The sequence below is a fragment of the Chloroflexus sp. genome, assembly GCF_056331925.1.
This window is the reverse complement of record NZ_JBWGQH010000024.1, coordinates 4599-17756: the sequence shown is the minus strand read 5'-3', so window position 1 is coordinate 17756 and position 13158 is coordinate 4599. Positions and strand designations below refer to the sequence as shown.

10 protein-coding genes are annotated in these 13158 nt (G+C 55.9%); 8 read left to right on the top strand and 2 right to left on the bottom strand.

Going from position 1 to position 13158, the window contains the following annotated elements; genetic code table 11:
- Positions 1 to 23 precede the first annotated feature (23 nt).
- A complete protein-coding gene (locus AC01ZF_RS12875) occupies positions 24 to 2660 on the bottom strand; it encodes an Eco57I restriction-modification methylase domain-containing protein (RefSeq protein ID WP_476575401.1) in 2637 nt (878 codons plus the stop codon).
- Between the two features lie 74 nt (positions 2661 to 2734).
- Positions 2735 to 5188 (bottom strand): carbamoyltransferase HypF, encoded by a 2454-nt coding sequence (gene hypF, locus AC01ZF_RS12870; protein ID WP_476575400.1) that lies wholly within the window; start codon positions 5186 to 5188, stop codon positions 2735 to 2737.
- A gap of 345 nt (positions 5189 to 5533) precedes the next feature.
- On the opposite strand from hypF, the gene AC01ZF_RS12865 reads away from it, so the two are divergent.
- From AC01ZF_RS12865 to AC01ZF_RS12830, 8 genes are all read left to right on the top strand, one after another.
- A complete protein-coding gene (locus AC01ZF_RS12865) occupies positions 5534 to 6397 on the top strand; it encodes a helical membrane plugin domain-containing protein (protein ID WP_428113498.1) in 864 nt (287 codons plus the stop codon).
- Between the two features lie 205 nt (positions 6398 to 6602).
- Positions 6603 to 6947: a hydrogenase maturation nickel metallochaperone HypA gene (gene hypA, locus AC01ZF_RS12860; protein WP_424675869.1), complete on the top strand. Its 345-nt coding sequence runs from the start codon at positions 6603 to 6605 to the stop codon at positions 6945 to 6947.
- Positions 6944 to 7636 carry a hydrogenase nickel incorporation protein HypB gene (hypB, locus tag AC01ZF_RS12855; protein WP_424675868.1) on the top strand — a complete coding sequence of 231 codons (693 nt, stop codon included), beginning with the start codon at positions 6944 to 6946 and terminating at the stop codon, positions 7634 to 7636. The genes hypA and hypB overlap by 4 nt, the downstream gene beginning before the upstream one ends.
- 97 nt (positions 7637 to 7733) lie before the next feature.
- Positions 7734 to 8705, top strand: coding sequence for an NADH-quinone oxidoreductase subunit B family protein (locus AC01ZF_RS12850; protein WP_424675867.1), 972 nt, complete (start codon positions 7734 to 7736; stop codon positions 8703 to 8705).
- An 18-nt stretch (positions 8706 to 8723) separates the two neighbouring features.
- Positions 8724 to 10361 carry a nickel-dependent hydrogenase large subunit gene (locus AC01ZF_RS12845; RefSeq protein WP_428113501.1) on the top strand — a complete coding sequence of 546 codons (1638 nt, stop codon included), beginning with the start codon at positions 8724 to 8726 and terminating at the stop codon, positions 10359 to 10361.
- A gap of 172 nt (positions 10362 to 10533) precedes the next feature.
- Positions 10534 to 11052 (top strand): hydrogenase maturation protease, encoded by a 519-nt coding sequence (locus AC01ZF_RS12840; RefSeq protein WP_476575399.1) that lies wholly within the window; start codon positions 10534 to 10536, stop codon positions 11050 to 11052.
- Positions 11033 to 11344 (top strand): hydrogenase maturation protease, encoded by a 312-nt coding sequence (locus AC01ZF_RS12835; protein WP_424675865.1) that lies wholly within the window; start codon positions 11033 to 11035, stop codon positions 11342 to 11344. Before AC01ZF_RS12840 ends, AC01ZF_RS12835 begins: the two co-directional genes overlap by 20 nt.
- A complete protein-coding gene (locus AC01ZF_RS12830) occupies positions 11341 to 12558 on the top strand; it encodes a tetratricopeptide repeat protein (RefSeq protein ID WP_424675864.1) in 1218 nt (405 codons plus the stop codon). The genes AC01ZF_RS12835 and AC01ZF_RS12830 overlap by 4 nt, the downstream gene beginning before the upstream one ends.
- The last annotated feature ends 600 nt before the right edge of the window (positions 12559 to 13158 follow it).

Here is a 13158-nt window from a genome sequence, read left to right as displayed (position 1 = left end):
TGTGACGGTAGTGGCACGCCTACTTATGAGTACGTACTACCTGACCCCATACGATACTTGAGGTCGTAATTGACGATAAACTCAAGTTCCTCATCGGTAAAGCCGTAGTGCTTCGCCAGCAAGCAGTCGATACGATCAAGAAGGGGTTTTGCACGAGCAGCATCAATATTGATCTCCCTCATCTGAATGATCGCCCCTCGGCGTAAGCGGGTCGTTTGATGGGCTGCATAGGTCGCCAGTAATGCCTGCTCTAGTTCAATGTATGGACGAACATCAATTGCAGATATATCAAACACCGGTAGTTCCAACACTTCACGTGACACCACATCCATACAATTGGAATTGATAATCCAATACCAATAAAAAAGTTGGCTATTGAGTAATACCAAGACGACCGGTCGAATTGCTTCAGGAACAATGATCGGTTTGTAGTGTGACGATAGCTTGACAAGCAGCGCCTTACGCCAATAACGTCCGCCTGAATGATAATAAATAGCAACACCGTCTTTTACGACAAAATCTTTGAGCTTTTTACGGTGTGCATGCATTTTTTTGAGCAGAGTCACCTCAATCGGTTGACCAACTTTAGGTACAGGATTTGCGTGAGTGGGAATACCCGGCCAATAACAATATATGATCTTTTCAAACAAGTAGCGCCGATCACTGTGTTTGCCGCTAAACCAGCGGTAGTAGGAGGTGGAATACACGCGCGGTGCCGTTGTGGCACGGTGAAGTAGGGTAATCGTGAGATTCATATCCACACCGGCAAAGAACTTACCGGGTCTTACCGCATAATGACTGTGCCACTGTGTGTAATGACGGTAGATGTGCTGCAATGATCGCATACGTTCAGTTGAGATCGATGCGATCGGTACAATCATACCAAACCTTCCTCGCTCAGATAATAGATTTAATGCTCGTTCGATGATAAACGCATACACATTTCCCGTATCTTCAGTTTGATAATTGACAATACGGTAGATATGCTTCACGTTACTGTAGGCAAGATACGGCGGATTACCGACAATCACGTCAAAACCACCACTATTGAGAATTGTGAACCATACACTACACCAGTGAAACGGTTGGGTATTATAGGAACCGTTTGGCAGGACCCATAGTAACCCTGCCTGTTGTAAGGCGTGATCAAGATGAGCATTGATTGCTTCTAGCCGTTGATGGATCCGACAGCGTAGGATGCGACGACCGACGTGATCAAGATCGGAGCGGAGCTGCGCCGCACGATAGCTATCCAATTCGCGTTGGACATCCTGAATCTCGGCGAGCAGTTGTGCGTGATCCGGCGCAACCTGATCACTAATCTCTGCCGGCTGGGCAAACCCAACCAGTGCATTCCCGGTCTGAATGTTGACATCGATATCCGGTAATGATGCGAGATGTTGGGCATGATCGAGATCGGCAACCATGCGCAGCCAGAGGCGTAATTTGCAGATTTCAACTGCCTCGGCCATCAGATCAACCCCGTACAGATTGTGCAGAATAATGCTTTTGGTAATAAAGGATGCGCGGTTGGCGTGCCCATTTGCTTCTGCCAGCACCTCTTGCAATGGTAGACCGGCGGTCTGCTTCTGCGCAACCAGTTCCTCCATCCGGTTGAGAACTGCCGCATAGATCGGTTGCAGAATCTGCAGCGCCGCGAAGAGAAATGCACCTGAGCCAACGGTAGGATCGAGCACACTGAGCGGTAATTGTCCTCGCGCCGGATCGCCGGCCAAGACGGTGTAGAGGGCATATACTTGCGGTGCAGTGAGCAGCGGTATCAGATCAGAGATGAGCGCTTCAAGGTTAAGGTTCGCCGTGATCGCATCATTGATCGTTGTAATCTGGCCCGCTTTCGCTGCCGCTACAATTGCCGCGACCTGCGCTCGTCGTATGGCGTGTTCGTGGGTCGTTTCGGTCGGCAATGGCTCCGTCTGCTGCATTGCCGGGTATATGTATTTGCTAATGTTTTGCGCAATGTTGAGCGGTGCAAGCGATAACTCGGCTTTGTCAAACAAAACAGGAATGATTGTTGAGCGGCAAATGTAACCAGAAATATCATCACGTGTATAGTACGCACCCGTCTGTTTTTGATTAATGTCCTTTTCTAAAATGTATCCCATCATATCGGGATCGATCTCGCGCTTATCGGTACCGGATCGGCGATGTACACACCAACGCCACGTATCGAAAAAGGTAAAGAGTTGGGCAAAGGCGTGATCGGGAATATCCAGCGCTGCGCCGTACCGCTCCTCAAGTGGATGCAGGACGAACAGGCTACTGTTGAGATAGGGGACATCGCCGAGAAGTTGGTTAACCGCCGGGTTGCGTTGCTTGGGTTCACAACTCAAACCCTGAAAAAAGAGGGTTTGCAACACATCACGATAGTAGCGATGAGGTCCTCGATGCGTTGTGCTCCATTCAAGCCGTTCACGTAGATAATCGGTGTTGTTATTCAAAAAACCTTTTTGCTGAATAAAATAGATAAACATCAAGCGACTGATCAGCACAGAAGCGTACCAATTCCGATCATGTTCCGCTGGAATACCACGTATACTTGCCTGAAACGCTTCACGCTGCTGTTGGAATTCTTCGTAGAAATGGTTAGCCACCCGTTCAGTATTAACATCCTGAGTTGATGGTGGTGTGAAACGAGACATTTCAAACTGCATACCACAATACTTGCGGTTACCCTACCGGTTTTTGCCCACTACCATTGCTGCAATTGGCGTTATCACCCCTCGCCAACCTGGGCCCCAGCCACCGCCACTTGACCCAACGCCAACCCACCATCGTTTGGTGGAGCAAGCCGTGGGATCAATACGGTAAAGCCATCGGCTTGCAGCATACCGGCCAACGTCTCTAGCAGCAGCACATTTTGGAAGACCCCACCACTGAGCGCAACGATGGCCAGACCACGCTCATCACGGACACGCCGGCACGCCGTCAAGAGCGCCTGCGCCACGCCGTGATGTACCCTGCCCGCGATTACTGCCGGTGCGATCCCGGCCCGCAGATCATCAACCAGCGCCGCCAGCAACGCCAATCCGTCGAGCGTGAACGGCCCGCCGGCAGTGGCTGGCTCACGCAGCGGCATGGAATAGGGCGGCTGCTGCGGATCGGCAATCTGCTCGAAGCGAATGGCTAGCTCGCCTTCGTAACGGGCAATCTGGCCCATTCCGGCCAGTGCAGCGGCGGCATCGAACAGCCGGCCAAGACTTGAGGTGCGTGGACTATTGAGGTTCCGTTCAATCATCCGGGCCAGCACCTGCCATGCTGACTGATCGAGCTGTTGGGTAAACGGCAATGCCAGCCGCCAGAAATCAGGGCCGTAGAGCTGAGCTAGCGCCGCCGCCGCTATTCGCCACGGTTGGCGTACCGCCTGCTCGCCGCCGGGTAGAATCAGATGACCCAGATGACCTACTCGCTCGTAGGAAGCACACGTCGCTACCAGCACTTCACCGCCCCACACCGTCCCATCAGGCCCGTAGCCGCTGCCATCGGCGGCTACCCCGATCACCGGCCCGGCGTGACCGTATTCGGCCAGCACCGCCGCGATATGGGCATGATGGTGCTGGACCCCGATCTTGCGCGCAATCGGCATTGCCAGCGCCGCTTGGGTGGCCAGATAGCCGGGATGCAGGTCATACGCGACAACTGCCGGTGTGATGTCAAACAGCCGTTGAAAATGGGCAATCCCCTCGTGAAATGAGCGCAATGTCGGCAGATTTTCTAGATCACCGATGTGATGACTGAGAAATACTTCGCGACCACGACCAAGGGCAAACGTGTTTTTGAGATGGCCGCCACAGGCAAGGATCGGGCATGGCAACTCAGCAGCCAGGGTAATCGGAGCCGGGGCATACCCGCGTGACCGCCGGATCAGGAGCGGTCCACCGACAGCAACACTGGCTACACTATCATCGCAGCGCATATGGATGGGGCGGTTGTGGGTGAGAAAGGCATCGGCAATCAGCCCTAGCCGTTGCGCCGCATCATCATCCTCGTATGCAATCGGCTCATCGCTCAGATTGCCGCTGGTCAGCACGATGACCGCCACCCGCGCCGGCCCGACCGCTGCCGCGTATTCAGCCAGCAGCAGATGATGCAACGGCGTGTACGGTAACATCACCCCCAGCGTCTGCATTCCCGGTGCAACCGATAGCGCAACCGGCGCGCTAGGCCGGCGCGGCATCAGTACGATCGGGCGGGTTGGACTGGTCAGCAACGCGCGCGCTGCTGGATCGATGATGCACAGTTGCTCAGCCGTTGCTTCATCACGGGCCATCAAGGCCAGCGGCCGCGCTTCGCGCTGCTTGCGTTGACGCAACCGACTCACCGCCGCTTCATCATCGGCGGCGCAGGCGAGATGGTAGCCGCCAAGCCCCTTGATCGCTACGATCTGGCCCTGCGCCAGAGCCGCCGCCGCTGCTATCAACGGATCCGAGGAAGACGCCTCCGCAGCGCCAACCTCGCCAACCGTGAACTGCTCAACCGATACCCCAGTTGCTCCCCTCTTTCCGCCGGCGGGGAGAGGGGTTGGGGGTGAGGGCTGTTCCTTTGTCCCTATCTTCCCACTCCCCACTCCCTGCGCAAACCGTACCTGCGGCCCGCACACCGGGCAAGCCGTCGGCTGAGCATGAAACCGGCGATCACGCGGATCTTCGTATTCGGCTCGACACCGTTCGCAGAGCAAAAAGGTGCGCATCGTGGTATTGGCCCGGTCGTAGGGTACATCAAGCACAATCGTAAAGCGGGGGCCACAGTTGGTGCAGTTGGTAAAGGCATAACGATAGCGCCGGTCGGTAGGATCGAATATCTCACGCAAACAATCACGACAAGTTGCCGTATCCGGCGCGATCAGCGTGCGGCGTTGCGTCTGAGCTTGACTAGCCGCAATCACAAACTCACGCTCACCGACCAACGCCAACGGTTCGATACTCACCTGCTCGATGCGGGCTAGTGGCGGCGCTTCACGTTGCAGTGCAGTCACAAACTCGTGGAGTGTATACTCCTCACCCTCGATCTCAATTGTCACGCCGGCGCTATCGTTGCGCACAAACCCGGCCAGCCGCCATCTTTTAGCCAAGCTAAACACAAAGGGCCGGAAGCCGACCCCCTGCACAATCCCGCGCACATTGACTCGCCAGCGTCGTTGCTGGGGGTTGGTTATCGTTTGTTCTGTCATTGTTATGTTTAGTTAAAACGCAAGTACACAACTGCTAGCCGTCTTTCCACCTCGTCGGCTGCCGTTGTGATCCCAACATTTTAATGCAACGTCACTTGCGCTATCACTGTAGCACGCATCCCCATTTTGCACAAGATAATCCCGAACGCTTGCACCTCTATCATAACCAAGGGTTATGAAGTTATCACTTGACGTTAATGATTCGTGACCGCTATAATTCGTACCAACAATCACGTTTTACACATCACCACCGGCCAGGCCGCCACACTTCAGGTTTTGCTCGCCGCAGTGTGTTTGTGAATTTGAATTTGGTTTCGCTACTGTCACCCCTGCATGAGGAACGTAATGAGCAGCAATGGCTCCACCACGTATGCCGACCGTCCGCTGAACGCCGCCGCGTTACTCGACCGGCTCAACGAACCGCAGACGGCTGCCGCGTTACACCGCTTGCTTGACCACGCTGAATTGCTGGCCTTTTCCGCCGGTGCAGTTGATAGCCTGTTGCAACGCGGTGAAGTGATCGCTGATAATGTAGCAGCCAGCGTGCAAGAACTGCGCACGGCGCTGCCGGCGGAGAGCGGCGAATTGGCTGGCCAATTGGTGCGGCTGGCGCGCACGCTGCCACAGTTGACCGATACGGTTGAGCAACTGGCCACGCTCACCGGCCAACCGGCCTTTCAACGTTTGCTCGTCACCCTCAGCAAGCCGCAAACCCTCGCGGCGCTTGACCGGTTGCTCGGCCAGAGCGAGTTGCTCGCCTTCCTCGTCAGCGCGCTCGATCACCTACTCGCTCGCGGTGATGAACTGACCGAAAATATCCGTAGTTCAGTCAAAGAGCTGCGCGCGGTGATGATGGCACAATCACTCACACCGAATCAGTTGATCGATACCGTAGTGAAGTTTTTGCCTTACTTCCCGCGTCTTGTAGCCGTCGCTCCGAGTTTCATCAGGGTGATCGAAAAGATTGAGCCGTTTATCGCTTCCGAAGAGTTCGATGCGCTGCTTGACTCCGGCGTTTTTCATCCCGATACCGTCCAACTGGTCGGCGAAGCCGGCGATGCCTTCGTCGCCAGCCGCGAGGCGCTGCGCCAGTCGCCCAAGCCGGTTGGTCTGTTTGGCCTGCTCCGCGCCTTGCGTGATCCCGATGTGCAGCGCGCCGCTGGCCTGATTGTCGAATTTGGCCGCCGGTTCGGTAGTTCGTTGAAGTAAAGGAGCGTCAAGACGCTAGAGATGCAAACGCCAAGACGCTAAGACGCAAAGGGTTTGTTGAGTAAGAGTACTGCTATGCTTAAGCCAAAACCCAAAAAATCTCTGCGATCTTCGCGCCTTTGCGTTAAACCCTTTGCACCTTTGCTCACTCTGCGCCTTTGCGTTAACCGTCTTTGCTCACTCTGTGCCTGTACGTTCAAACCCTATGCATGAGTTATCAATTGCCTACAACATCGTCAATATTGCCAGCACCGCCGCTGCCGAAGCCGGCGCCGAAGAGATCAGCGCCGTCCATTTACGGATTGGTGCGCTGGCCGGCGTCGTCGCCGATGCGCTGCGGTTTAGCTTCGCGATTGCAGCCGAAGGTACCCCGCTGGCGAACGCCGAATTAGTGATCGAAGAAGTTCCGGTTGTGGTCTTTTGTCCCGACTGCAACACCGAAGTCATACTCCCAAACCCTCGCCTCTTCCGCTGCCCACACTGTGGCCGGCCATGCGGTCAGATTATTCATGGGCGGGAATTGGAACTAGTCGCACTGGAGACACCATGAGCTACGAAGCAAAACGGTTAATCGAAATTCGGCAAGGCGTATTGAGCAAGAACGACCAACTCGCCGCCGAGTTGCGTCGTCGTTTTCACGCGGCCGGTACGTTCGTCGTCAACCTGCTCTCCAGCCCCGGCGCCGGTAAGACCAGCCTACTCGAAGCCACGATGCGCGCACTACTGACCGAATACCGGGTCGCAGTACTCGTCGGTGATCTTGCCACCGACAACGATGCCCGCCGGTTGGCGCGCAGTGGTGGCTTGGTCCGCCAGATTCAAACCGGCGATATGTGCCATCTTGAAGCCGATATCGTTGCTCGCCACCTCGAAGGTTGGGATCTGAACGCAATTGATCTGCTCTTTATCGAAAATGTCGGCAATCTGGTCTGTCCGTCTGGATACGACCTTGGCGAGGCCGCACGGGTTGTGTTGTTGTCAACGACTGAGGGCGAGGATAAGCCGCTCAAATATCCGTCAACCTTCGCAACCGCCGATGCCGTCTTGCTGACCAAGATGGATCTCGCCGGACCGGTAGGTTTTGATCGCGCCACCGCTGAAGAGAATATTCGCGCCGTTAACCCGCAGGCCCCGATTATTGCAACCTCGGCTCACCGTGCCGATGGTTTGGACGAGTGGATCAGGTGGTTGCATGACCGGATGCGTAACCGAACACGGTTTGAGGGTGCTGAAAGATAGGCATACATCTTGGGAAGACGATGTGACGCAGACCCGGAGCGGGATCGTGGTGATACGATAAACCACAAGCTCTATTGCAGTAAGGAGGCGAAATTCGATGGCAACACTGCTCTGGCTACAGGGAGGCGCCTGTAGCGGCAACACGATGTCGTTTCTCAACGCCGAGGAACCAAGCGCCTGTGATCTCGTGACCGATTTCGGCATCGAGATCCTCTGGCATCCGTCGTTAGGCATGGAATTAGGCGAAAACGCGAAGCGGATTTTCTACGACTGCGCCAGCGGTGCTCGCCCACTCGACATCTTTGTCTTTGAAGGAACGGTCATTCAAGCGCCGAATGGCACCGGACGCTTCAACATGTTTGCCGACCGCCCAATGCAAGAATGGGTACGCGAGTTGGCTGCACAGGCGAGTATCGTCGTCGCTATCGGCGATTGTGCTTGCTGGGGCGGTATCCCGGCAATGGCTCCCAATCCCAGCCAATCGACCGGTCTCCAATTCCATAAGCGCGAACTCGGAGGTTTTCTCGGACCAAACTGGCGCTCGAAGGCCGGTTTACCGGTTATCAACATCCCCGGCTGCCCGGCCCATCCCGACTGGGTGACGCAGATTCTAGTCGCTATAGCCAGTGGTCGCGCCACCGACATTGCCCTCGATGAGTTACAACGTCCGCAGACGTTCTTTACCAGCTTCACCCAAACCGGCTGCACGCGCGTGCAGTTCTTTGAGTATAAGCAGTCCACTCTCGAATTTGGGCAGGGTACCCGCACCGGCTGCCTGTTCTACGAATTTGGCTGTCGTGGCCCGATGACCCGCTCGCCCTGCAATCGCATCCTCTGGAACCGCCAGTCCTCGAAGACCCGCGCTGGTATGCCATGCACCGGCTGCACTGAACCAGAGTTTCCCTTCTTCGATCTCGCTCCCGGCACCGTCTTCAAGACGCAGAAGATTAGCGGCGCGATCCCGAAAGAAGTACCAACCGGGACCGATCCGATCAGCTATATGGCACTGGCAGCAGCGGCACGAGTGGCAGCTCCGAAGTGGGCTAAAGAAGACATGTTTGTTGTATAAACGAGGGAGAGGCTGGTAATGGTCAACAGTATCGAGAATCCGGCAACCATCACAGGGCGTGATCTGCGCATTAGCCCACTTGGTCGCGTTGAAGGTGATCTTGATCTGCGCGTGACGATTCGCGATGGTGTTGTGACGAGTGCATGGACGGAAGCTTCGATGTTCCGCGGCTTCGAGATCATTCTCAAGGGGAAAGACCCCCAGGCCGGCCTGATCGTCACGCCGCGGATCTGCGGTATTTGTGGTGGCAGTCACTTGACGAAAGCAGCCTACGCGCTTGATACCGCATGGCAAACCGAACTACCACCCAACGCAACCTTGATCCGCAATATTGCCCAAGCCTGTGAGACATTACAAAGTATTCCGCGTTGGTTTTATGCGCTGTTTGCCATTGACCTGACAAACAAGAAGTACGCGCACCTACCCGAATACGATGAGGCGGTACGCCGGTTTGCACCGTTTGTTGGGACGAGCTATGAACACGGTGTGACCCTCTCGAATAAGCCGGTTGAGATATACGCCATCTTCGGCGGCCAGTGGCCCCACTCGAGCTTCATGATCCCCGGCGGCGTGATGTGTGCACCAACACTCGCCGATGTGACACGCGCTATCGCCATCCTCGAATATTGGAAAGACGAGTGGCTGGAGAAGAAATGGCTCAGTTGCTCGGTCGATCGCTGGCTACAAAACAAGAGCTGGGCCGACGTGATAGAGTGGATGCACGAGAACGAACGCCATTACAACTCCGATTGCGGTTTCTTTCTCCGCTTTGCGATGGCTGCCGGCCTCGATAAGTACGGCGCCGGTTGGAATAACTACATCGCTACCGGTACCTACTTCCACCCCGAACTGTACGCCCGCCCGACGATCGAGGGGCGTAACGCGGCGCTGATCGCTCGTTCGGGTGTGTATGTGAACGGACAGTTCTACGATTTCGATCAAGCTCATGTGCGCGAAGACGTGACCCACTCGTTCTACGAGGGAAACCACGCGCTGCACCCGTTTGAGGGACGCACTGAGCCAATCGATCCCGCGATCGGACATCGACAGGGGAAATACTCGTGGGCGAAAGCGCCACGCTATCTCATCCCCGGCATTGGCAGCCAGCCGGTCGAAGCCGGCCCACTGGCCCGCCAAGTCATCGCCGGTCGGCCCGGCGCTACCGATTGGCAAGACTACGACCCGCTCTTCCTCGATGCGGTAACGACGGTTGGGCCGAGTGTGTTGGTGCGCGTGATGGCGCGTATGCACGAAGCACCCAAGTACTATAGGTTGGTGCGGAAGTGGCTCGACCAGATCAATCTACACGAGAAGTTTTATGTCAAACCGAAAGAGCTGCCCGAAGGACGCGGGTTTGGCTCGACTGAAGCCGCTCGTGGCAGTCTCTCTGACTGGATCGTGCTTAAGGACGGCAAAATCGAGAATTATCAGGTGGTGACACCAACGGCATGGAACATTGGCCCGCGTGACGGGCGTGAGGTCAATGGGCCGATGGAGCAAGCCTTTATCGGTACCCCGGTTGCCGATCCCAACGATCCGGTTGAACTCGGCCATGTGGCGCGGAGCTACGACTCGTGCCTCGTCTGTACAGTGCATGCCTACGACGAAAAGACCGGCAAAGAGTTGGCGCGGTTCCGTATTGGTGAAGGCGCGTAGCAGGGGCAAGCACGCAAGGACGTTTGCGCCGGTGGTTGGGGCAATCGCCGACGCAGACGAACCCGCGTTGCTCAGGCTGGAGTGATAGACCTACTGATTATGGAGTGTGGCAGTCTAACTGCCGCCCTCCAAAAAGACAAATCTCTCGTCTTTATCGCTAGATTATTATGTCATGCTAGAACAACTCCTAATCATCGGTTGTGGCAACCTATTACGTGGCGACGATGCGGTCGGGCCGGTATTAGTGCGGCGCTTGCTCGAACTTGGCCTGCCGCCCGGCGTTGGCGTAGCCGATGCTGGCACCAGCGGGATGGATGTCGCCTTCCGGATGCGCGGGATCGATACGGTGATCCTTGTTGATGCAGTGCGGACCGGAGCCAACCCCGGCACAATCTATGCGGTACCGGGTTCGATGGTTGAACAATTACCGCCACTAAGTGGTATTAACCTGCACGCGTTTCGCTGGGATCACGCGCTAGCGTTTGGCCGCTGGTTGCTCAAAGATGCGTACCCACGTTCAGTGCAGGTGTATTTGATCGAGGGAGCCGACTTCACCATCGGCGCGCCGCTCAGCCCAGCGGTTGCTGCGCGGATGGAAGACTTAGCTCAACATTTGAGTCGCGATCCTTGGCAACCATATCCCGGTTATCGAACGATTACCGATCAAGGCGATGGAGAATTGGCTGCTTGAACTTACCACCCATGGTTATCTGCATATGCCGGCAGTGCTGGCCGAACGCTACTTTCCGTCCGGCGTACTGGTAGCCTTCTTGCGTAATAACGAGATTTGGCTCGCGCCACTACGTGGACCGGCAGCCGGTGGATTACTACTCAAGCAACGCAATGCTCGCGGTGATCGTAGTGTATTGCTGTCGGAGGTTTTACCATCACCTACGCCACCCGGTTACCGACGGGCTGTGTGGGATGAAGAGCAGGGTGTCTTACGCATTGCCCGTGATCCGACATTGGAGCATACGTCATGATTGCTGTTCGTCCGCAACCATTAGGTATCTTTGCACTACCCGCTGGCTACCTTATCTTACCACCGAGCGATGCACGTACCGCCGCTCCAGCGCTGACGGCGCTGCTCCGCGGCGCGCGCCCCGATGAATGGCCGCCAGAATGGATTTTTTACGCTCACGCACTAGACGGCAACATCAAAGCAGCCCTGGCTGCTTTACCGGCTTCGTCCGATCCGCTCACCCGCTACAATCGCTATGTACTCGATGGCGCGCCGGCCGATGATCTGATTCTGAGCACTCTCTTAACCGGTGAACTGGCCAGCTTACAAGGTGTCGCTGCCTTTACGATGGGTCATCGCAATGAACCCCCGTCACCGACAGGTACAACCGGTGAAGTACGCGCACTCGTTTTTATGACCCATGCTGCTGCCGCTATTGAACGCAACGACATCCTCGCTGCCGATCAGGCATTCGCCGATGCACTGGCCGCTGCCGTGAACGTATCGCCGGTGCTGGCCGGGTATATCGCTCTGAATCGTGCTGAACTGGCAATCCAACACGGCGGTGAACTGTCCCTCATCACACGCTGGCTGCAACAAGCCCTTGATCTGATCCCGGCAGAAAGCGGGGCTGAACAACGTGCTCGGGCGGCCGTCCAGTTGGGCCAACTGCTGCAAGAGCGTGCCAATGACCAACGCGGGCTGTTGCAAGCTGCTGTGCGCTGCTACCAAGAGGCCCTGCGCTTCTACCGGCGCGAGACCCATCCGCTAGAGTTTGCTTTCATCCAGAACAATCTGGCGCTGGCCTACCTCGCCATGCCGATGACCGAAGCTGGCGACCGGTTGCGCGGTGCGATTGCGGTACAGGCGCTGCGCGCGGCTCTCAGCATCTACGACCCCAATCGGCATCCTCACGAATGGACCAGCGCACGTCTCAATTTGGCGAACGCGCTGCAATACGTTCACTCGGCCCGTCCAGCCGAGCATCTGCTCGAAGCGGTGGCGATTTACGAAGACCTGTTACAGCGGCGCGACCCGGCTGCCGATCCGGCTGGCTATGCCCGCATTTTGGCCAATCTGGGCAATGCCCTTGCCCATCTCGGCATCTTCGCCGAAGCCCGCGAGCGGTTGCTGCAAGCCGAGCACCTCTTTGCCCAGATCGGTGATGAGTCGGCAATAATGACGTTGCGTGAGTTATTGGCAAACATCGATCAGCACGAGGCCGTCGGAAAGTAGAGTCAGACGGCTGTTCGGCTCCGGCAGGCGCAAAGAGGGCAAAGACGTGAGGATGATAAACGCAAAGGTGCAAAGAACGTAAAGAGCGCAAAGGTGTTTTATGGTGTTGTCACAAACCATCCTTAAATTGACCACCAATCAAAGCCTTTGCGCACCTTTGCGCCTCTGCGTTGGCAGGCGCAAAGAGGGCAAAGACGTGAGGATGATAAACGCAAAGGTGCAAAGAACGTAAAGAGCGCAAAGGTGTCTTATGGGTATAGCGCGCTCAATTGCTGACGAAGCTGGTTATCTTCAAGTGCAAAGAACGTAAAGAGCGCAAAGGTGTTTTATGGTGTTGTCACAAACCATCCTTAAATTGACCACCAATCAAAGCCTTTGCGCACCTTTGCGCCTCTGCGTTGGCAGGCGCAAAGAGGGCAAAGACGTGAGGATGATAAACGCAAAGGTGCAAAGAACGTAAGGAGCGCAAAGGTGTCTTATGGGTATAGCGCGCTCAATTGCTGACGAAGCTGGTTATCTTCAAGTGCAAAGAACGTAAAGAGCGCAAAGGTGTTTTATGGTGTTGTCACAAACCATCCTTAAATTGACCACCAATCAAAG

What these genes read in the sequence shown, in the direction of transcription:
- AC01ZF_RS12865 (WP_428113498.1), top strand. Translation starts at nt 5,534, where the DNA reads ATGAGCAGCAATGGCTCCACCACGTATGCCGACCGTCCGCTGAACGCC.
- AC01ZF_RS12845 (WP_428113501.1), top strand. Translation starts at nt 8,724, where the DNA reads ATGGTCAACAGTATCGAGAATCCGGCAACCATCACAGGGCGTGATCTG.
- hypF (WP_476575400.1), bottom strand. Translation starts at nt 5,188, where the DNA reads ATGACAGAACAAACGATAACCAACCCCCAGCAACGACGCTGGCGAGTC.
- AC01ZF_RS12850 (WP_424675867.1), top strand. Translation starts at nt 7,734, where the DNA reads ATGGCAACACTGCTCTGGCTACAGGGAGGCGCCTGTAGCGGCAACACG.
- hypA (WP_424675869.1), top strand. Translation starts at nt 6,603, where the DNA reads ATGCATGAGTTATCAATTGCCTACAACATCGTCAATATTGCCAGCACC.
- AC01ZF_RS12830 (WP_424675864.1), top strand. Translation starts at nt 11,341, where the DNA reads ATGATTGCTGTTCGTCCGCAACCATTAGGTATCTTTGCACTACCCGCT.
- AC01ZF_RS12875 (WP_476575401.1), bottom strand. Translation starts at nt 2,660, where the DNA reads ATGTCTCGTTTCACACCACCATCAACTCAGGATGTTAATACTGAACGG.
- hypB (WP_424675868.1), top strand. Translation starts at nt 6,944, where the DNA reads ATGAGCTACGAAGCAAAACGGTTAATCGAAATTCGGCAAGGCGTATTG.
- AC01ZF_RS12840 (WP_476575399.1), top strand. Translation starts at nt 10,534, where the DNA reads ATGCTAGAACAACTCCTAATCATCGGTTGTGGCAACCTATTACGTGGC.
- AC01ZF_RS12835 (WP_424675865.1), top strand. Translation starts at nt 11,033, where the DNA reads ATGGAGAATTGGCTGCTTGAACTTACCACCCATGGTTATCTGCATATG.